Annotated in this window: 20 protein-coding genes; 2 read left to right on the top strand and 18 right to left on the bottom strand. The window is 69.5% G+C overall.

Features of this window, described 5'->3' with window-relative positions; genetic code table 11:
* Window positions 1–33: 33 nt before the first annotated feature.
* Window positions 34–426: an SCO5389 family protein gene (locus ABH941_RS20480; RefSeq protein WP_134000761.1), complete on the bottom strand. Its 393-nt coding sequence runs from the start codon at window positions 424–426 to the stop codon at window positions 34–36.
* Window positions 427–929: 503 nt separating this feature from the next.
* Here ABH941_RS20480 and nucS point away from each other — a divergent pair.
* A complete protein-coding gene (gene nucS, locus ABH941_RS20475) occupies window positions 930–1,589 on the top strand; it encodes an endonuclease NucS (protein ID WP_370130862.1) in 660 nt (219 codons plus the stop codon).
* Here the strand turns inward: nucS and ABH941_RS20470 are convergent.
* The 3 genes from ABH941_RS20470 to ABH941_RS20460 all read right to left on the bottom strand — a co-directional run bounded on the left by ABH941_RS20470 (window position 1,586) and on the right by ABH941_RS20460 (window position 5,759).
* Window positions 1,586–4,132 carry a hypothetical protein gene (locus ABH941_RS20470; RefSeq protein ID WP_370130861.1) on the bottom strand — a complete coding sequence of 849 codons (2,547 nt, stop codon included), beginning with the start codon at window positions 4,130–4,132 and terminating at the stop codon, window positions 1,586–1,588. The genes nucS and ABH941_RS20470 overlap by 4 nt on opposite strands.
* A gap of 209 nt (window positions 4,133–4,341) precedes the next feature.
* A complete protein-coding gene (locus ABH941_RS20465) occupies window positions 4,342–4,683 on the bottom strand; it encodes an STAS domain-containing protein (RefSeq protein ID WP_370130860.1) in 342 nt (113 codons plus the stop codon).
* A 221-nt stretch (window positions 4,684–4,904) separates the two neighbouring features.
* The gene (locus ABH941_RS20460) at window positions 4,905–5,759 is read right to left on the bottom strand and encodes a 3-hydroxyacyl-CoA dehydrogenase family protein (RefSeq protein ID WP_370130859.1); all 855 of its coding nucleotides are present in this window, start codon (window positions 5,757–5,759) and stop codon (window positions 4,905–4,907) included.
* Window positions 5,760–5,944: 185 nt separating this feature from the next.
* On the opposite strand from ABH941_RS20460, the gene ABH941_RS20455 reads away from it, so the two are divergent.
* Window positions 5,945–6,298, top strand: a complete 354-nt coding sequence (locus ABH941_RS20455) for a hypothetical protein (protein WP_370130858.1) — start codon at window positions 5,945–5,947, stop codon at window positions 6,296–6,298.
* Between the two features lie 154 nt (window positions 6,299–6,452).
* On the opposite strand, the gene murA is transcribed toward ABH941_RS20455, so the two are convergent.
* The 14 genes from murA to glyA all read right to left on the bottom strand — a co-directional run bounded on the left by murA (window position 6,453) and on the right by glyA (window position 19,977).
* Window positions 6,453–7,745, bottom strand: a complete 1,293-nt coding sequence (murA, locus tag ABH941_RS20450) for a UDP-N-acetylglucosamine 1-carboxyvinyltransferase (RefSeq protein ID WP_370130857.1) — start codon at window positions 7,743–7,745, stop codon at window positions 6,453–6,455.
* A 26-nt stretch (window positions 7,746–7,771) separates the two neighbouring features.
* A complete protein-coding gene (locus ABH941_RS20445; RefSeq protein WP_370130856.1) occupies window positions 7,772–8,362 on the bottom strand; it encodes a cob(I)yrinic acid a,c-diamide adenosyltransferase in 591 nt (196 codons plus the stop codon).
* Window positions 8,363–8,476: 114 nt separating this feature from the next.
* The gene (locus tag ABH941_RS20440) at window positions 8,477–9,013 is read right to left on the bottom strand and encodes a DUF2550 domain-containing protein (RefSeq protein WP_370130855.1); all 537 of its coding nucleotides are present in this window, start codon (window positions 9,011–9,013) and stop codon (window positions 8,477–8,479) included.
* Window positions 9,014–9,177: 164 nt separating this feature from the next.
* On the bottom strand, window positions 9,178–9,549 hold the full coding sequence (locus ABH941_RS20435) for a F0F1 ATP synthase subunit epsilon (RefSeq protein ID WP_030257222.1): 372 nt from the start codon (window positions 9,547–9,549) through the stop codon (window positions 9,178–9,180).
* 177 nt (window positions 9,550–9,726) lie between these two features.
* Window positions 9,727–11,172, bottom strand: coding sequence for a F0F1 ATP synthase subunit beta (atpD, locus tag ABH941_RS20430; protein ID WP_370130854.1), 1,446 nt, complete (start codon window positions 11,170–11,172; stop codon window positions 9,727–9,729).
* A 2-nt stretch (window positions 11,173–11,174) separates the two neighbouring features.
* Complete coding sequence (locus ABH941_RS20425; protein ID WP_370130853.1) at window positions 11,175–12,086, bottom strand: F0F1 ATP synthase subunit gamma; 912 nt, start codon at window positions 12,084–12,086, stop codon at window positions 11,175–11,177.
* 28 nt (window positions 12,087–12,114) lie between these two features.
* Window positions 12,115–13,689: a F0F1 ATP synthase subunit alpha gene (gene atpA, locus ABH941_RS20420; protein WP_134000791.1), complete on the bottom strand. Its 1,575-nt coding sequence runs from the start codon at window positions 13,687–13,689 to the stop codon at window positions 12,115–12,117.
* A 155-nt stretch (window positions 13,690–13,844) separates the two neighbouring features.
* On the bottom strand, window positions 13,845–14,660 hold the full coding sequence (locus ABH941_RS20415) for a F0F1 ATP synthase subunit delta (protein ID WP_370130852.1): 816 nt from the start codon (window positions 14,658–14,660) through the stop codon (window positions 13,845–13,847).
* The gene (locus ABH941_RS20410; RefSeq protein WP_134000795.1) at window positions 14,657–15,205 is read right to left on the bottom strand and encodes a F0F1 ATP synthase subunit B; all 549 of its coding nucleotides are present in this window, start codon (window positions 15,203–15,205) and stop codon (window positions 14,657–14,659) included. The genes ABH941_RS20415 and ABH941_RS20410 overlap by 4 nt, the downstream gene beginning before the upstream one ends.
* 40 nt (window positions 15,206–15,245) lie before the next feature.
* The gene (gene atpE, locus ABH941_RS20405) at window positions 15,246–15,485 is read right to left on the bottom strand and encodes an ATP synthase F0 subunit C (RefSeq protein ID WP_370130851.1); all 240 of its coding nucleotides are present in this window, start codon (window positions 15,483–15,485) and stop codon (window positions 15,246–15,248) included.
* Window positions 15,486–15,557: 72 nt separating this feature from the next.
* On the bottom strand, window positions 15,558–16,367 hold the full coding sequence (atpB, locus tag ABH941_RS20400; RefSeq protein ID WP_370130850.1) for a F0F1 ATP synthase subunit A: 810 nt from the start codon (window positions 16,365–16,367) through the stop codon (window positions 15,558–15,560).
* A 220-nt stretch (window positions 16,368–16,587) separates the two neighbouring features.
* Window positions 16,588–17,022, bottom strand: a complete 435-nt coding sequence (locus ABH941_RS20395) for a hypothetical protein (protein ID WP_370130849.1) — start codon at window positions 17,020–17,022, stop codon at window positions 16,588–16,590.
* Window positions 17,023–17,239: 217 nt separating this feature from the next.
* A complete protein-coding gene (locus tag ABH941_RS20390; protein WP_370130848.1) occupies window positions 17,240–18,583 on the bottom strand; it encodes an MraY family glycosyltransferase in 1,344 nt (447 codons plus the stop codon).
* A 152-nt stretch (window positions 18,584–18,735) separates the two neighbouring features.
* On the bottom strand, window positions 18,736–19,977 hold the full coding sequence (gene glyA / locus ABH941_RS20385) for a serine hydroxymethyltransferase (protein WP_370130847.1): 1,242 nt from the start codon (window positions 19,975–19,977) through the stop codon (window positions 18,736–18,738).
* Window positions 19,978–20,018: the final 41 nt, after the last annotated feature.

Below are 20,018 nucleotides of genomic sequence, written 5' to 3'. Positions count from 1 at the left end.
TGGGTCGGCGGACCGGTTCGCGTTGTCAGTCGCTCAGCAGTCCCTGAGCTCCTCGGACTGGTTGAGCAGTTGGGCGCGTACGGAGGTGAAAAGGGCGTACCGGACCTCCGAGCCCGGGCCCGGCGGGAAGACCGCGACCCGGTGGCAGTTCTGGAACGCCAGGCGGACACCGAAGTGCCGCTCCAGCGATCCCCGGATCGCATCACTCGCCATCGCGCGGAGCAGCTGGCCACGTGCCTGCTCCGAGGGTGGCGGGACCTGGTTGTCGGCGAACTCGCTGCCGTCGACCTTCTGCTGGGCGACCAGCGAACTGATCAGGGCCCAGGCGTAGGGCAGGGAGTTACGGACGCAGTCGACGAATTCCCTCTCATCGACCTCGCCTCGCTCGGCCTTCTCGAGCAGGGCCGGTGAGACGTCGAGCGACATGGGTTCTCCTCTCGCGGACCTCGCGGGCCGGACGGCCCCCGAGGTGGTGCCACAGCGCGGGGGCGCTGCTGTGCGAAGGTGCTGTGCCATGGTGCTGTTCCGTGGTGCTGTGCCCGGTGGCGCGCACGCACCGGACCGGGAGGGCACCCGACTTTGGTGTGTACACGCCCGTACTGTCCAACTCCTGTGCCCACGCTGTCCAGCGGGGCAAAGGGAGACGTACAGAACAGGTTCGCAGGGAAACTGCGCGCAGGGGGCGGAACCACACATTCCGGACCGAGTCCGGCCAGATCCGTCCCATCGAGACAGGTCGGCGCGACAGTCCATTCCATCCCCCCTCTCCGTCACGTCCCGTGACTCACCGTAGGGCACTGTGTGCGCACGCACCATATGGCAGGCCCTCGTATGTCCAGAACGCAGCCCCACACACATAACGTTCTGAATGATCAGCACAGGGTGACCGAATCGCTCCGAATGGCTCCGGTGGGCTAGCGTGGTCGGCCATGCGTCTCGTCATTGCCCGCTGTTCCGTCGACTACGCGGGACGGCTCACCGCCCACCTGCCGTCCGCCCCCCGGCTCATCCTGGTGAAATCCGACGGAAGCGTCGCGATCCACTCCGATGACCGCGCCTACAAGCCGCTCAACTGGATGTCACCACCCTGCACCCTCAAGGAGATCGAGGGCCGGTGGACCGTCGAGAACAAGGCCGGGGAGAAGCTGATCATCACCCTGGAGGAGGTCTTCCTCGACTCCTCGCACGAACTGGGCGTCGACCCCGGACTGATCAAGGACGGCGTCGAGGCGCACCTGCAGGAGCTGCTGGCGGACCGGATGGAGGTGCTCGGCGCCGGCTGGAAGCTGATCCGGCGCGAGTACCCGACCGCGATCGGCCCGGTGGACATCCTCTGCCGCGACGACGAGGGCGTCACCGTCGCCGTGGAGATCAAGCGCCGCGGTGAGATCGACGGCGTGGAGCAGCTCACCCGCTACCTGGAACTGCTCAACCGCGACCCGCTGCTGGCGCCGGTGAAGGGCGTCTTCGCCGCGCAGCAGATCAAGCCGCAGGCCCGGGTGCTGGCCGCGGACCGCGGCATCGACTGCGTGGTGCTGGACTACGACGGGCTGCGCGGGATCGAGGACGACAAGCTCAAGCTCTTCTAGGAGGTCGCCGAGGACGAGGCCGGGCCGGCCGCCACCACCGTGGTGCTGGTCGCCCCGGTCGTCCCGGTGGTGACCGTGGGCGAGGCGCTCGGCGAAGCGGACACGGAGGCACTGCTCGACGCCGACTTGCTCGCGCTGGCCGACGGCGTCGGGCTGACCGGGGTGCTCGGGCTCAGGCTCGGGCTCGCCGAGTGGCTGGTCGGGTCCGACGACTGCGCCGGGCTGCTGGAGCTGCTGCTCTGCCCCGAACTGCCGCCGGTCGATCCGCCGGACGCCCCGGTCCCCGGGGAGCTGCCGGAGTTGACGGTGGCCCCCGAGGTCGCACGGCCGGTGGCCGAAGTGGAGGACGAGGCGGACGACGAGGTGCTCGCGGCGGACGAGGAGCTCGCCGCCGGGACCCCGGCGGGGTCGGTCGGGCCGGAACTCTGAGGCGCCGTTGTGTTCACGTTCTGGTTCAGCGTGCCGGTACTGGCCCCGGCCTGCCGGAAGGCGCCGATGCCGTAGGCCGCGGCCGCGCCCAGGGCGCCCATCAGCACCACCGCCACGGTGGCCAGCACGATCTGACGCCGGGACACCGAGTGGTCGGCGAAGCTCTGCCGCTGCTGCACCTGCCGCAGCAGCCCGGGCCGCGGCAGCGGCCGAAGGAGTGGCAGCACCCGCCGCAGACCGGTCATCCCGGAGCTGCCCCGGCCGCCCACGACCACCGTACGGCTGCCCTGGCGGGCCGCTGCGGCGTCCAACTGGCGCAGTGCGGCCCGTCCCGCCGCCGTGCCCCGTGCGTCGCCCAGAGCGCCGCGCAGCGCCACCGACGCCTCCAGCTCCGCGCGCGAACGGTCGTGGGCGCCCACGCACAGCGCCAGCACCCCGAGTTCGTGGTGGAACCATGCCTCCTCGGCCACTCCGGCGGTGGCCCGCGCCGACTCCAGGCCGAAGCGCAGGGCACGTTCCCACGCCCCCCAGCGCAGTGCCAGCGCGAAGGACGGCGCGCAGGCCCGGGCCAGCAGCACGACCTGGCCGTGCCGGCCCGCCTCGCGGTCCGCGTGCATGGTCGCCAGGAGCACCTCGGCCTCGTCGGCGATCTGCCGCTCCGTCACCGAGGCGTGCCCGGTCCACCAGGCGAAGTGCTGGGCCGCCGTCCGCAGGGCCGTCTCGACCGGCCACTCGGCGGCGACCAGGTCGGCGACACCGTCGACCAGCCGGTGGTGGGCGCCGACGCGGGCCGCGAGTCCGGCCGCGACCAGTTCCTCGATCGCCGTCTCGCCGTGGCCGACGTCGATCAGCGCGGGCAGGTGCGGTGCGCTGGGGCAGACGCCGCCGAGCGCGGCGGCGAGCAGCAGGGTGCGCCGGCCGCCGGTGCTGAGCCCGCGCGCGATCCGCACCGCCGGGGCGGCGCTCTCCGCGACGGAGGGCAGCGGCACCGGGTCCGGCAGCACCGGCTCGTCGGCCGCGTCGGCGGCGGCGCCGACCTCCGCGCCGCCGTGCTGGCGCAGATAGGCCTCGAAGCTGCCGGGCGTCAGCTGCGGGAGGGTGCCCGGGCCGTCCTCGTCGGGGGCGAACGCCGCCATCGCCTCGATGGCCGTCTCGCGGTGCCGGAGCAGCGCGGCGGCCTGGACGAAGCGCAGCGGCAGGCCCTCGGACTCGAACCAGAGGTCCACGGCCCAGGCCCGCTCGGTCTCGTCCAGGGAGCGTCCGGCCAGGCGGGCGAGCAGGGCCAGCGAGGACTGCCGGGACAGCCCGGGCAGCCGGCTGTCCTCCAGCCGCCGGTTCTCGCCGCCGTCGCCGACCGGTGCCGCGGCCGCCGGGGTCGAGCTGAGCAGGAACGAGCTCTCCGGCGCGGCCGCGATCAGCTCCTCCAGCGCCTCTCCGCCGAACTCGACGTCGTCGATGACCACGATGGCGCACAGGTCGTGCATGATCCCGGGCGCCAGGGCCCGGCCGGGACGGTACCCCGGTGCGTCGTAGGCGGCCGCGAACAGGTCCTGGAGCAGGTCGGCCGGGGTGCGGAAGCAGCCGCTGAGCTGGATCACCCCGGCGGGCGCCAGTCCGGAGCAGGCGCCGGCGACGGCCTCCAGGATGGCCGAGCGACCCGACCCGGGCGCACCGATCAGCCGGACCGAACGGCCCTGGAGCAGCTGCCCGCGCAGCCGCTCGCACAGGGCGTCACGTTCCAGCAGGCCGCTCACGGTGCGGGGACGGATGGTGGCGTCGACCGGGGCCGGAACCGGCTCGGGGCGCTGGTCCTGCGGGCACACGGTGGCGCTGCTGCCGTCCGGTGCGTTCACGGCGAGCCGCAGCTCGCCGGCGATGACGGTGCCGGCCCGGCTGCTGCCGTCGGCGCTGCTCTCGGAGCCGCCGGCCGGATGCGCGGCCGGTTCCAGCTCCTTGGTGTGGGAGGAGGCGAACAGGGCGAGCTCGGTGGAGGCACCGCCGGCGCGCCGATCGGCCAGGTCGGGCGGGGGTATGAAGGCCAGTGTCGGCGACTCTGTGTCGTGCGAGGGGCGCCCGTCCTGTCCGGCGCCACCGCCCACCGTGTGTGGGTTCATGATCCTCTTTCGCCCCGAGCCGTCCCGACCCGGGCCCTGTCCGCGCTGTTCCTGCGCATGCGCCCGCGTCCCTCTGAGCTCACCGGTCCCCGGACTTTCGCACACTCTGCCGCAGCCGTACACGCCGTAGCGAGGGTCTGCGGGACACCGTTATGCGAAAGTCATACAGGGTGCGGGTGGGACGGCCTGAACCGCGCCCTTACTGGTCCTTACTGGACCGAGGAGACGGCCGGCTCGGCGGCGAAGGCCTCCGGAACGTACCCCTCGATGGCGAGGATGCGGTGCAACCGGGTCGCCACCAGCAGCCGCTGCAGCTGCGGCGGCACCCCGCGCAGCACCAGGCGGCGACCGCCGCGGCCGGCCCTGCGGTGGGTGCCCATGATCACACCGAGCCCGGTGGCGTCCCAGGACTCCAGCCGGGAGAGGTCCAGCACCAGATCCCCGCACCCGTAGTCGACGGCCTGGTGCAGCACCGAGCGGGCGTCGGCCGCGGAGCGCACATCGAGGCGTCCCTCGATGGCCAGCAGGGCATGGTCACCTCTGATCCGCATACGTGCTCCTCCGTGGCGTTGAACTGATGCTTCTCTCATCTGACGCGGAACCAGGTGTCAGGGTTGCTGGCCACGGCGAAATCTGATGCGAATTCACTCCTTCGGGTGAGGACTTCCCTTCCCGACGCGGAACTGCGCACGATTATCGTCCAGCCCACCCAGTGACACAGCACCAGGTGAGCAAGGTCACCCGGCCCCTGCTGGCTCAGTCCTGATAACCCTCAGTCCTGGTAACCGTAGAAACCGCGTCCGCTCTTACGGCCCAGATCCCCCGCGGTGACCATCCGGGCCATGATCTCCGGCGGTGCGAACTTCTCGTCCTGGGTCTCGGTGTAGATGTTCCGGGTGGCGTGCAGCAGGATGTCGACCCCGGTCAGGTCGGCGGTCTGCAGCGGGCCCATGGCGTGCCCGAAGCCGAGCCGGCAGGCGGTGTCGATGTCCTCGGCCGTGGCGACCCCCGACTCGTAGAGCTTCACGGCCTCCACCACCAGGGCCGAGATCAGCCGGGTGGTGACGAAGCCGGCCACATCGCGGTTGACCACCACACAGGTCTTGCCGACACCCTCGGCGAACTCCCGTGCGGCGGCCAGGGTCTCGTCGCTGGTCTTGTAGCCGCGGACCAGCTCGCACAGCTGCATCATCGGGACCGGGGAGAAGAAGTGCGTTCCCACCACGGACTCCGGACGCTCGGTGGCGGCGGCGATCCGGGTGATCGGGATGGCGGAGGTGTTGGACGCCAGCACCGCGCCCGGGCGGGCGATCCGGTCCAGCGCGCGGAACAACTCCTGCTTGACCTCCAGCTGCTCGAACACCGCCTCGACCACCAGGTCCGCGCTGCCCACCGCGTCCAGGTCGGTGGTCGTGCCGATCCGCGCCAGCGCGGCCTCGGCGTCCTCCGCGGAGAGCTTCCCCTTGGCGGTGAAGCGCTGGTAGGAGGCCCTGATGCCGTCCAGCCCACGGGCCAGTGCGGCGTCGGTGACGTCACGCAGCACCACCTCGTACCCCGCCTGGGCGGCGACCTGGGCGATGCCCGAGCCCATCAGGCCGGCTCCGATGACGGCGATCTGCTTGGCCACTGTGGTGTCCTCCGGTAGATCCCTGCTGAATCTCTGCTCTCGATGCGCTGAATCTAACGGCATCACCGGCACCCGGCGACGGTGAATCGCCCTCCAGTGGTGAAGCTCACCAGTCCGCTGGCACGGCGGGGCGGCGCCGAGCCATACTGGCAGGAGCTGCTGGGGGGAGGACCGGGAGGGCCACCATGGGCAGGATCGATCCCGTCGTCCAACTGGTCGTCCCCATCGTGCTGGTGGTGGTCCTGGTGCTGCTGCTCCGCTGGACCTGGACCCCGCGCAAGGGGCGGTCGCTGGCGGCCCGCACCCCGCGTCGCGGCGCGCCGGGCGAGTACGGCCTGCTGGTCCCCGTCGCCGCCCCCGCGGACGCCGCCGAGAGCGTGCGGCTGACCGCCGTCCTGGACGCGGCGGGCATCCGCTGCACCCTGGTCGACACCACCCAGGGCCCCCGGCTGATGGTCTGGCCGGACTCCGCCGCAAGCGCGCGCCGGCTGCTGCGTGAGCCTCAGAAGGACGGCGGCAACGGGTCGGCGGGGTTCTGACCGTCCTCGACTGCGGCATGTGGTGGGCTGGTCGCGCAGTTCCCCGCGCCCCTGGCATGTGCAACTGGCCCAGTTGCAGCACCTTAGGGGCGCGGGGCTCTGCTTACTGAAAAGCGTGCGCGACCAGCCAGCTACGGTCCGCAGCCGACAACCGTCAGAACGCGGCCGGGTCCGCCTCGCGGGTGACTTCGGCGCCGAGCCCGTTCAACTGCTCCACCAGACCGGCGTAGCCCCGGTCGATGTGGTGTATCTCGGTGACCAGGGTCACCCCCTCCGCGACCAGGCCGGCCAGCACCAGGCCCACGCCCGCCCGTACGTCCGTCGCCTCCACCGGCGCCCCGGACAGCCTGGGGACGCCGCGCAGCACCGCGTGGTGCCCGTCGGTACGGACCTGCGCACCCAGCCGGGCCAGCTCCTGCAGAAAGACGAACCGCGCCTCGAAGATGTTCTCGGTGATCATCGCGACGCCCTCGGCCACCGCGTTCAACGCCGCGAACTGGGGCTGCAGATCCGTGGCGAAGCCCGGGTAGGGCAGTGTGACCACGTCCACCGCGCTCGGCCGACGGTCCATCACCACCCGGAAACCGTCCGGAATCTCGATCACCTCGGCGCCACAGGCGGTGATCTTGTCCAGGGCGATCCGCAGATGCTCGACCCGGGCGTGCTCGACGGTGATGTCGCCCCGGGTCATCGCGGCGGCCACCGCGAAGGTCCCGGCGACGATCCGGTCCGGGACGGTCTCGTAGGTCACCGGGGACAGGCTCGGCACGCCCTGCACCTCGATGGTGGAGCTGCCGGCGCCGCCGATCTTCGCACCCATCGCCTGCAGCATCAGGCACAGGTCGACGATCTCCGGCTCGCGCGCCGCGTTGTCGATGACCGTGGCGCCCTCCGCGAGCACCGCCGCCATCAGGATGTTCTCGGTCGCACCCACACTGGGGAAGTCGAGCTCGACGGTGGCTCCGGTGAGGCCCTTCGGCGCCGAGGCCACCAGGAAGCCGTGCTCATTGGTGATCACCGCGCCCAGCCTGGTCAGCCCGTCGATGTGCATGTCCAGGCCGCGCGAACCGATGGCGTCCCCGCCTGGACGGGCCACCCGCACCTGCCCGCAGCGCGCCAGCAGCGGACCCAGCACCGCGATCGAGGCCCGCATTCGCCGGACCAGGTCGTAGTCGGCCTCATGGCCGGGCTGGTCCGGCACGTCGATCACCGCGGTACCGCTGTGGAAGCCGGGCTCTTGCGACCACTCCAGGGTCACCGTGCAGCCCATCCGCCGCAGCAGCTCCGCCATGATCTCGACGTCGAGGATCCGCGGCAGGTTCTCCAGCCGGGTCTCCCCCCGCGCCAGCAGCGCTGCGGCCATCAGCTTCAGCGCGCTGTTCTTGGCCCCGGGCACCCGTACCCGCCCCACCAGCCTCGCGCCGCCCACCACTCGCAACCGTTCCATCCGGGCATCGTACGGGGAGACCGCTCTCAGCGGTTCTCCCCCGGTACCCAGAGCACGTCGCCGACAGCCTTGTTGGCCGTCCGCGCGAGAATGAACAGCAGATCGGACAGCCGGTTGAGGTAGGTCGCCGCCAGCGGGTTGACGCTCTCCCCGTGCACCTCGATCGCCGCCCAGGTACTGCGCTCCGCGCGGCGCACCACGGTGCAGGCCACATGCAGGTAGGCGGCACCGGGGGTGCCGCCGGGCAGGATGAAGCTGCGGAGCTTCTCCAACTGCTCGTTGAAGCGGTCGCAGTCCTGCTCCAGCCGGTCGATGTAGCTCTGCAGCACCCGCAGCGGCGGGGCCGCAGTTTTTCTAGAAGATGGCGAATCCTCGACCACGGGAGTACTGAGATCCGCCCCGACATCGAACAGATCGTTCTGAACCCGCGTCAGCACCGCGGCGATCTCGTCCGACAACCCCCCGCAGGCCAGGGCCACCCCGATCGCGGCGTTGGCCTCATTGGCGTCCGCGTACGCGCCGATCCGCGGGTCCGTCTTGGCGGTTCGGGACATGTCTCCGAGGGCGGTGGTCCCGTTGTCGCCGGTCCGGGTGTAAATACGGGTGAGGTTGACCATAGGCGCGAGCGTATCGTGCGGGCCGCAAATGGTTCTCGCGCAGTTCCCCGCGCCCCCGGGGGTTTAGGGGCGCGGGGAACTGCGCGAACATCAGCCACGCTCAAACGTGCACCCTCAAGCGACGTTGACCCGCTGCCCAGGAGGGGCCGCCTCCAGCCACGCCAGAAACCCCGTCAGGGCATCCTCACTCATGGCCAGCTCCAACGGCTCCCCCGCGTGCCGACACACCAGCACCACGGCCCCCGAGAGCAGCGCCAGCTCCTCCTGCCCGACCGGAGTCCGCCGGTGCAGGACCTCGATCCGCGACCGCTGCAGCACCCTCCGCGGCCGAGGCGAGTAGCTGAAAACGCGGAACCACTCCACCGAGTCCCGGTTGTACCGCGCGATCCCGAACAGCCAGCCCTTCCCCCCGTTGTCGCCGGTCGAGCCGACCGGCGCCGGCGCCGAGCCGGACGGAAGCGGAGCGTCCGCCGCCCCCGCGTCCGGCACCGGCACCCCCGGCAGCGTCGGCACCGCGGGAACCCGCAACCGCGCCGAGCAGTCGAAGGTCCCGCCGACCCGCTGGATCAGCCGCCGCCGCATGGCGAACACGCCCAGGCCCAGCAGAGCGACCAGCAGCACCGCAACGACGATCACCACCACGAGGACCACGCCCTGCCACCTCCCTCGCCTGCCGGCCCACAATCCATGCCGTGCCTAGTCAACGCCCGCTCCGTCCCGGGAGTAACTCTCGTTCTCCCGTGCGACGGTCGGCCAACAGATACAGCAGTCCCGGGGTCACTCGCGTGCCCCGGGACCGGTCGTGCAACGAACTCCTAGCGGCCTGACGCCGCCCGCAGCCGGACCTCGGCGCGGCGCGCCGCGCCGGCCTCCGTCTCGGCCTTGGCCGCCGCCAGCGCCCGCTCGGCGCGCTCGACGTCGATGTCCTCGGCGAGCTCGGCCACCTCCGCCAGCACCGACAGCTTGTTGTCGGCGAAGGACAGGAAACCGCCGTGCACCGCCGCGACGACGGTGGTGCCGTCGGCCTGGCGGATGGTCACCGGGTCGGACTCCAGGACACCCAGCACGGGCTGGTGCCCGGCCTGGATGCCGATGTCGCCGGACTTGGTACGGGCAAGGACGATCGTGGCCTCGCCCGACCAGACCTTGCGGTCGGCCGCGACCAGCTCGACGTGCAGCTCAGCCACAGTGGGCTCCTCGGTCTTGATGCCCGTGCCGTAAAGCCCGGGTTGCGGAAAGAATAACGGTCCAACCGATCAAGAGTGCAATCGGGGGCTGGACCGGGACGAGAACAGGTAAGAGAACAGAGGGGCGGTCCCGTACGGGGCCGCCCCTCAGCACCTGCCAGGTCGGACCAGGAAGGGTTACTTCTTGGCCAGCTCGGCGGCGTTGCGCTCCAGGTCCTCGATGCCACCGCACATGAAGAACGCCTGCTCCGGGGTGGAGTCGTACTTGCCGTCGGCAATGGCGTTGAACGCGTGGATGGTCTCGTCGAGCGGGACGGTCGAGCCGTCGACGCCGGTGAACTGCTTCGCCACGTAGGTGTTCTGCGAGAGGAAGCGCTCGATGCGGCGGGCGCGGTAGACGGTGGTCTTGTCTTCCTCGCTCAGCTCGTCGATACCGAGGATCGCGATGATGTCCTGCAGGTCCTTGTACTTCTGCAGGATGCCCTTGATGCGCAGGGCGGTGTCGTAGTGCTCCTGGGTGATGTAGCGCGGGTCCAGGATGCGCGACGAGGACTCCAGCGGGTCCACGGCCGGGTAGATGCCCTTCTCCGAGATCGGACGGGAGAGCACCGTCGTCGCGTCGAGGTGGGCGAAGGTGGTGGCCGGGGCCGGGTCGGTCAGGTCGTCCGCGGGGACGTAGATCGCCTGCATCGAGGTGATCGAGTGACCGCGGGTCGAGGTGATGCGCTCCTGCAGGAGGCCCATCTCGTCGGCCAGGTTCGGCTGGTAACCCACCGCGGAGGGCATGCGGCCGAGCAGGGTCGACACCTCGGAACCGGCCTGGGTGAACCGGAAGATGTTGTCGATGAAGAGCAGCACGTCCTGGCCCTGCACATCGCGGAAGTACTCCGCCATGGTCAGTGCGGACAGGGCGACGCGCAGACGGGTGCCCGGGGGCTCGTCCATCTGGCCGAAGACCAGCGCGGTCTTGTCCAGAACGCCGGAGTCCTTCATCTCCTCGATGAGGTCGTTGCCCTCACGGGTACGCTCACCGACACCGGCGAAGACCGACACACCACCGAAGTTCTCGGCGACGCGGTAGATCATCTCCTGGATGAGGACGGTCTTGCCGACACCGGCGCCGCCGAACAGGCCGATCTTGCCACCCTGGACGTACGGGGTGAGCAGGTCGATGACCTTGATACCGGTCTCGAACATCTCGGTCTTGGACTCGAGCTGGTCGAAGCGCGGGGCGGTGCGGTGGATCGGCCAGCGGGTCTCGACCTGCGCGTCGAACTCCGCGCGGTCGACGTTCAGCACCTCGCCGAGGGCGTTGAAGACCTTGCCCTTGGTGATGTCGCCGACCGGGACGGTGATCGCGCCGCCGGTGTCGACGACACCGGCACCGCGCTGCAGGCCGTCGGTGGGCTGCATCGAGATGGCGCGGACCAGGCCGTCGCCGAGGTGCTGGGCGACCTCCAGGGTCAGGATCTTGCGGCCGGTACCGTCCGGCGCGTCGATCTCGACCTTGAGGGCGTTGAACATCGCCGGCATGGCGTCGACGGGGAACTCCACGTCGACGACCGGCCCGATGACCCGCGCGACACGGCCGGTGGCCGTCGCGGTCTCAACAGTGGCAGTCATTGTCAGTCTCTCCCCGCGTTCGCGTCGGCCAGGGCGGTGGCGCCACCGACGATCTCGCTGATTTCCTGGGTGATCTCGGCCTGTCGGGCCGAGTTGGCAAGTCGCGAGAGCGACTTGATGAGCTCTCCCGCGTTGTCGGTCGCACTCTTCATCGCGCGCCGGCGGGCGGCGTGCTCCGAGGCGGCCGACTGCAGCAGCGCGTTGTAGATCCGGCTCTCGACGTACCGGGGAAGCAGTGCGTCGAGCACTCCCTCCGCGGACGGCTCGAAGTCGTAGAGCGGGAAGGGTCCCTGCTCCTTGGCGTTCTCCTGCGTCTCCGCCAGGCTCAGCGGAAGCAGTCGGACGTCCACCGGGTTCTGGGTGAGCATCGAGACGAACTCGGTCGAGACCAGGTGGAGCTCGTCCACCCCGCCCTTCTCCGTCTCCGTCACGAAGGCGTCGATCAGCGTCGCCGAGACCGTCTTGGCGTCCTGGTAGGTCGGCTTGTCGGAGAAGCCGGTCCAGGCGTTCACGACGGTGACGTCGCGGTAGCTGAAGTAGCCCACGGCCTTGCGGCCGACGGCGTACATGTCGACCTGCTTGCCCTCGGACCTGAGCCGCTCCGACAGCTGCAACGCGGCCTTGAGGGCGTTGGAGGAGTAGCCGCCGGCCAGACCGCGGTCAGCCGTGATCACCAGCACCGCCGCCCGGACCGCGTTCTCCGGCTCGGTGGTCAGTGGGTGCTTGGCGTTGGACTTGGTCGCCACCGCGGTGACCGCTCGGGTGAGCTCCTCCGCGTAGGGGGAGGAGGCGGCCACCGCGCGCTGCGCCTTCATGATGCGCGACGCGGAGATCATCTCCATCGCCTTGGTGATCTTCTTCGTCGCGGTGACAGAGCGGATCCGGCGCTTGTAGACCCGAAGCTGTGCTCCCATGGGTCGTTACCGTCCTTTCCGTCCCTCGTCAGGCCGAGTCGCCGAGAAGCGCGCCGGTGGAGGTGGTGAACTCCTGCTTGAACGAGGCGATGGCCTCGGTCAGCGAGGTGATCGTGCCGTCCTCGAGCTTGCTGGTCTCGACGATCGTGGTCAGGACGCCCTTGTGCTCACGGCGCAGGAAGTCCAGGAACTCACGCTCGAACTTGCGGATGTCCGCGACCGGGACGTCGTCCAGCTGGCCGGTGGTGCCGGCCCAGATGGAGACGACCTGCTCCTCGATCGGGAACGGCTGGTACTGGCCCTGCTTCAGCAGCTCGACCAGGCGGGAGCCGCGCTCCAGCTGGGCCTTGGACGCCGAGTCCAGGTCGGAACCGAAGGCGGCGAACGCCTCCAGCTCGCGGTACTGGGCCAGGTCCAGACGGAGCCGGCCGGCGACCGACTTCATGGCCTTGATCTGGGCCGAGCCACCGACGCGGGAGACCGAGATACCGACGTTCACGGCCGGGCGGATGCCGGCGTTGAACAGGTCGGACTCCAGGAAGCACTGGCCGTCGGTGATCGAGATCACGTTGGTGGGGATGTACGCCGAGACGTCGTTGGCCTTGGTCTCGATGATCGGCAGACCGGTCATCGAGCCCGCGCCCAGCTCGTCCGACAGCTTGGCGCAACGCTCCAGCAGACGGGAGTGCAGGTAGAAGACGTCGCCCGGGTAGGCCTCGCGCCCCGGCGGGCGGCGCAGCAGCAGCGAGACCGCGCGGTAGGCCTCGGCCTGCTTCGACAGGTCGTCGAAGATGATGAGGACGTGCTTGCCGTCGTACATCCACTCCTGGCCGATGGCCGAACCGGTGTACGGGGCGAGGTACTTGAAGCCGGCCGGGTCGGACGCCGGGGCGGCCACGATGGTGGTGTACTCCAGCGCGCCCGCCTCCTCCAGTGCACCGCGCACGGAGGCGATGGTGGAGCCCTTCTGGCCGATGGCGACGTAGATGCAGCGGACCTGCTTCTTCGGGTCGCCCGAGCGCCAGTTGTCGCGCTGGTTGATGATCGTGTCGATCGCCACCGCGGTCTTGCCGGTCTGGCGGTCGCCGATGATCAGCTGGCGCTGGCCGCGGCCGATCGGGGTCATCGCGTCGATGGCCTTGATGCCGGTCTGCATCGGCTCGTGCACCGACTTGCGGACCATGACGCCGGGGGCCTGCAGCTCCAGGGCGCGGCGGCCGCTGGAGGCGATCTCGCCGAGGCCGTCGATCGGCTGGCCCAGCGGGTCCACGACGCGGCCGAGGTAACCCTCGCCCACGGGGACCGAGAGGACCTCGCCGGTACGGCGGACCGTCTGGCCTTCCTCGATTGCGCTGAACTCGCCGAGGACGACGACACCGATCTCGCGGGTGTCGAGGTTCAGTGCGAGGCCGAGGGTACCGTCCTCGAACTTCAGCAGTTCGTTCGCCATGACCGAGGGCAGGCCCTCGACTCGGGCGATACCGTCAGCCGTGTAGACGACCGTGCCGACCTCTTCACGCGAGGCGGCGTCCGGCTGGTACGACTGGACGAAGTTGTCCAGTGCGTCCCGGATCTCCTCCGGCCGGATCGTGAGCTCCGCCATCTGGGTTCCCTGCTCTCCTAGTTGCGATCCTCGGCCCGCCCGTGGAGGGCCGCAAGTATTCGACTCTCGGCCAGTCTGATTGAACTGACCGCTTAACCGACCGAGGGTCGGACAATGCTTGGGCTTGAGCCCGCCGTGCTTTGATCCGCGGGGCTTTAACCCGCGAGGCCCTGCCGCGCGCCGTCCATCCGGCTCGCGATGGTGCCTTCGATGATCTCGTCGCCGATCTGGATCCGAACGCCGCCGAGGACCGCGGGGTCCACGTCGATGTTCAGGTGCACCTGGCGCCCGACCATCCGCGCCAGCGAGGCGCCGAGGCGCTCCTTCTGGACGTCGGACAGCGGCACCGCCGCGGTCACCAGGGCGACCACGCGCTCCCGCCGACTGGCGGCGAGCCGGGAGTACTCCTCCAGGCCGCCTTCCAGGCTACGTCCACGCGGCTGGGTGACCAGAGCGCCGACCAGCTGCACGGTCTCGGCCTTGGCCTTGCCGTCCAGCAGCCGCTTGACCAGGTCCGCCTTGGCGGCGGTGGCCGCGGTGCTGTCGGTGAGCGCGGCGCGCAGCTCGGTGCTGCCCGCGACGACCCGTCCGAAGCGGAACAGCTCGTCCTCGACCTCGTCCAGCGCGCCTGCCTTGTCGGCGGCGATGATCTCGGTGAAGGCGGCGAGCTGCTCGATGCCGTCGACCAGGTCCCGCGAGGAGGCCCAGCGCGAGCGCACCATGCCGGAGACCAGGTCGAGCGTCTCCGCACCGACCTTGCCGCCGATCAGCGCGGTGACCAGGTCGGCCTTGCGCTGACCCGACGTCGCCGGGTCGGTGAGGGTCCGGCGCAGTCCGACCTCGCGGTCGAGCACACCGGTCACGGCCAGCAGGTCCGCACCGAGAGCCTTGAGGTCGACCGAGGCAGAGTCGGTCAGGGCCTCCAGGCGCTCACGCGCTGCGGCGTTCGACTGACGCGTGGCGTTGCTCACTTGGCACCCGCCGACTCAGCGGCCTTGGCGTCGAGCTCGTCGAGGAAGCGGTCGATGATCCGGCTCTGCCGGGCGGAGTCCTCCAGGGACTCGCCGACGACCCGGCCGGCCAGGTCGGTCGCGATGCGGCCGACGTCCTGGCGCAGCGCCGTCGTCACCTGGCGACGGTCGGCCTCGATCTGGGCGTGACCGGCGGTGATGATGGCCTCGCGCTGACGCTGGCCTTCTTCCTTCATCTCCGCGATGATCACGGCACCCTGCTCACGGGCGTGCTCGGTGATCCGAGCGGCCTCGTGACGGGCCTCCGCGAGCTGGGCCTTGTACTCCTCCAGCGTGCGGTTGGCCTCGGCCTGCGCCTTCTCCGCTCGCTCCAGGCCACCCTCGATCGCGTCGTGCCGCTCGTCCAGAGTCTTCTGGATGTTGGGCAGAAGCTTCTTGCCGAGGACGCCGAAGACGATGAAGAAGCAGAGCAGGCCGATGATCAGTTCCGCGGTGTCGGGGATCAGCGGGTTCTGCGCCGCCCCTTCCGCCATGAACTTCAGCATGTCTGAACCTTTCGTCGAGTGTGGCTACTGGCTGGTCGGCTTACTTGAAGATGAAGGGGACGACCAGGCCGAGGAGGGCCAGAACCTCACAGAGCGCGAAGCCCAGGAACATGTTCTGACGGATGATCGGCATGGCCTCGGGCTGGCGGGCCATAGCCTCGATGGAGTGGCCGAAGACCACGCCGATGCCCACGCCGGGGCCGATCGCGGCGAGACCGTAGGCAACGGCACCGAGGTTGCCGGAGACGCCGGCGGCAAGCTGAACAGCAGCAGCAGACATGGTTTCCCTGTCTTTCCTATGTGATGCGATCCGATGGGGGGCTTCCCAGCGGAAGTCTGTGTGGGGCGGGTCTCAGTGACCCTCTTCAAGCGCTCCGCTGATGTAGAGCGAGGTGAGCAGCGTGAAGATGTATGCCTGCAGGAACTGGATCAGCACCTCGAAGGCGGTCATACCGGCGGCCAGGATGAAGGACCCGCCTGCGAAAAGCGCGTAGATCTTGGGCGTCAGCAGGTACCAGCTGGCGGCGCTGAACATCACGATCAGCATGTGGCCTGCGAACATGTTGGCCCAGAGCCGCACCGCGAGGGTGAACGGGCGCAGGAAGATGTTCGTCACGAACTCGATGACCACGACCAGCGGGACGATCCAACCCGGCAGTCCCTCCAGCACGGTCAGGTGCTTCCACCCGCCCACAAAGCCATGGGTTTTGAACGTCAGGTACATGTACGTGATCCACACCAGCAGCGTGAGCGCCACCGGGTACGCGAAGCGCGACGCCACCGGGAACTGGGCCAGCGGGATGATGGACATGATGTTCATGATCCACACGAAGAAGAAGATCGAAGTCAGGAAGGGGACGTACTTGTCGCCCTTCTTGCCGATCACTTCGCGGGCGATGCCGCGGGAGATGAAGGTGTAGCCGATCTCACCGATGAGCTGCAGCTTGCCGGGCACGAGCTTGGGCTTGGCGAAGGCCGCCCAGAAGAACCCGACCACGATCACCATGCAGATGATCGCAAGGAGCATCGGCTTGGTGAAGTCGAAGCTGCCGATGCTGAAGATCGGCTTGAAGTTGAACGAGTTGAGACCCGGTGCGGGGAAACCACAGCCCGAGGGCGTGATGTGGCACCCGCTCTCAGCGAGCAGCGTTGGGGTACTCACCCGTGACTCCTTCGTCGTGACGCATAAGAACTGCAACCTTGTGTGTCGGCGCGGCCTTCATGGCCACGGGTCGGCACGGGGACGTGGGGTTGGTGGTGCGGTCGACTCGGTTCGGGGACCGAGGACCGGGCACCTCCGGGATCTGCACCGTTGCTACAGCTGCCGACCGGATGCGATTCCGGACGATAGCAGATCGGGATGAAGCGTCTTTAGCCCGCCCTTATGCCCCATCTCGGGACTTCGCCTTCACCGGGACGGAGGGCTCCGGGTCGACGTAGAGCGTTTTGGACTTCAGCGTGTGCAGAACCTGCCCGCCGACCCAGGCCAGCGCGGTGACCAGCAGGGTGAGGGCGAATGCCTTGCCGTTGAACAGGGTGGTGTGCTTGAAGACCACGATGAAGACCCCCACGAGCAGGATCTGCACCGCGTAGACCAACATGCCGGCTGACATCACCAGCTGTGGCTTGTCCTGAGTGATCCGCATCAGGGCCCAGAAGCCCGCTCCGAAGAACACCAGGACCACGGCCAGGCCGACCAGAGCACCGATCAGACCCTTCTCACCGGCGAGGACCGTGCTGAGCACAGCGGCGACGATCCCGACGGGAGCGGCCAGTACGGCCGATCCCCGCAGGATCTTGGCGTCGTTGGACAGCATCGTCTTCAACTCCGGCGCAATGAAAGGAAAGTCGATCAAAGGAAGGCGGAGAACGAGCACTGGATCACAGACCCGCGAGGCGGGTCGCGACCGAACGACCTTCTCCCATAAGGTCCTTCGGCTCTTCTCCTGATGTCGTGAACGGTATCACAAGCTATTTGGTGAGGTCTTTACCCTAGAGCTGTGCTCCTTGCCACATCCGCCTCACCCGTAGGAGCTAACGCCCGTTTCGTCCGGATGCGCCCGAATGACGTCCGGCGGCGTGCGCACCTGTCCCGATCTTGCGAAGCAACTCTTCGTCCTCGTGGGACAGGGAATCGGCAGTCGCGACCGTCGGCTCCGCCACCGCTTCGGTAAGAACTTCCCTTACCTTCTCGTCGGCCCCCACCGCATGGCGGTAGCGCGGCGGGAGGAAGCGCTCCGCCATCCGGGGAGCGTGCGGCTTGAAGCGCGGCATCAGCAGGACGACGATCCCGATCAGGCAGGCCGCCATCCCGATCTTCACCAGCAGCAGCGGGGTGCGGTTCACCGAGAAGGCGACGGTGCCGAAGGCGAAGAGACCGGCCCAGAAGTACATGACCAGCACGGCGCGGGTCTGCGAGTGCCCGATGTCCAGCAGCCGGTGGTGCAGATGCTGCCGGTCGGCCGCGAACGGCGACTTGCCGGCCCAGGTGCGGCGCACCACAGCGAGGATCAGGTCGGTCAGCGGGATCGCGATCACGGTCAGCGGCAGCAGCAGCGGGATGTAGATCGGGACCATGCTGTGCACGGCCTGTGTCTGCGATCCGTAGGTCTTGTCGGTGATCAGCGCCGCCGGGTCGACACGGCCGGTCAGCGAGATCATCGACACCGACAGCACCAGGCCCAGCAGCAGCGCGCCGGAGTCCCCCATGAAGATCCGCGCCGGGTGCAGGTTGTGCGGCAGGAAGCCCAGGCACATCCCCACCAGGACCGCGCTGAACAGCGTCGCCGGCAGCGCGTCCGCGATGCCGTAGCCGTACGACAGCCGGTACGAGTAGACGAAGAAGGCCAGCGCCGCGATGCAGACCATGCCGGCCGCGAGGCCGTCCAGGCCGTCGATGAAGTTGACCGCGTTGACGCTGATCACCACCAGCGCCACCGCCACGACCGTGCCCAGGGTCTGCGGCACCACCCAGGTGCCCACGCCGGGGATCGGCAGCCACAGCACGGTCACGCCCTGGTAGACCATGACGCCCGCCGCGACCATCTGGCCGCCGAGCTTCACCAGGGCGTCCACGCCCCACTTGTCGTCGAGCACCCCGATGATCCACATGATCGCCGCACCCGACAGCAGCGCGCGGACGTCGCTGCTGCCGTTGAAGATGCTGGACAGGGTGGTGAGATGGGAGGCGACCAGCAGCCCCGCGCACAGGCCGCCGAACATGGCGATGCCGCCCAGCCGGGGCGTCGGTTCCTTGTGCACGTCCCGGTCGCGGATCTGCGGCATCGCCCCGGCGATGATCGCGAACTTCCGCACCGGGCCCGTGAGCAGATAGGTGACCGCAGTGGCTACGCACAGCGTCAGCAGGAACTCACGCACCAGCGCCCTCCAGAATTGCGGTCGGCACCCCCGTGACAACGGCTGAGCATAGCGGCCGAGTCTGATGGTTTGGGTGTGCATGATGGAGCGTCACAGCGCACCACCTTATTGATGAGGACGCGCGCATCCATCATTGCGGTTTTGTCTACAGATCAATTCACTGATGATTCCTTGGCCGGATCGTCCAGCGGATAGCGCCGGGCAAGTGCGCCCACCCGCTCTGCGACGTCCCCTTCCTCAGCCCCGCCCTCGCTCCGCAGGGCCCGGCCCAGCAGCGCGGCCAGCTCGGCCATCTGCTCCGGTCCCATCCCCCTGGTCGTGACACAGGCGGTCCCCAGCCTGACTCCGCAGGCCTCGGCGGGCGGCACCTCGTCGAAGGGCACCGCGCACCGCCCGACCAGCAGTCCCGCCGCCTCGCAGCGGCGCTCGGCCTCCCGTCCGGTCAGCCCGAGGCCCCTGGCGTCGGCGGTGACCAGATGGGTGTCGGTGCCCCCGGTCAGCAGCCGCAGCCCCTCGGCGGCCAGGCCCTCCGCCAGCGCCCGCGCATTGGCCACCGCCCGGGCCGTGTAGTCGGCGTAGGACTGCTCGGCCGCGCGCCCGAGCACCAGCGCCTTCGCCGCCATCTGGTTCACCGCCGGACCGCCCTGGGTGAAGGGGAACACCGCCCGGTCCACCCGCTCGGCCAGCTCCTCCCGGCACAGCAGCAGACCGCCCCTCGGTCCGCCCAGCACCTTGTGGGTCACCCCGCACACCACGTCCGCGTACGGCACCGGCGAGGCGATGACGCCGCCCGCCACCAGGCCGATGGTCTGCGCGGCGTCCGCCACCAGCGAGGCCCCCACCTCGTCGGCGATCGACCGGAAGGCCGCCCAGTCGATGTCCCGCGGATAGGAGATCGCCCCGGCCACGATCGCCTTGGGCCGCACCGCCCGGGCCAGGTCGCGGACCTGGTCGAGATCGATCAGGCCGTCTTCGGCCCGCACTCCGTACCCGGTGAAGGCGAACCACCGCCCGGAGAAGTTGGCCGCGGACCCGTTCGACAGATGCCCCCCGTGCGCCAGCGACATCGCCAGCACCGCGTCCCCGGGCCGCAGCAGCGCCGCGTAGGCGGCCAGCACGGCGGCCGTGCCCGAATGCGGCTGGACATTGGCGTGCTCCGCGCCGAACAGCGCCTTGGCGCGGTCGACGGCCAGGGTCTCGACCGCGTCCGCCTGCTCGCAGCCGGTGTGGTGGCGCCGCCCCGGGTAGCCCTCGGCGTACTTGTCCGCGAAGACCGAGCCCAGCAGCGCGCGCACCTCAGGAGCGGAGTGGTTCTCCCCCGCCAGCAGCCCGATCTGGTCCGCACGCCTCACCCGCTCGGCCGCGAGGATGGCCGTAAGAGCAGGATCGGACATAGCTGCACACTCCCTGGGCAGTGCGGACGCTCTCACTGTAG

This window comes from Streptacidiphilus sp. EB103A (genome assembly GCF_041261405.1).
GTDB lineage: Bacteria > Actinomycetota > Actinomycetes > Streptomycetales > Streptomycetaceae > Streptacidiphilus.
This window is presented reverse-complemented; position numbering and strand designations above follow the sequence as displayed.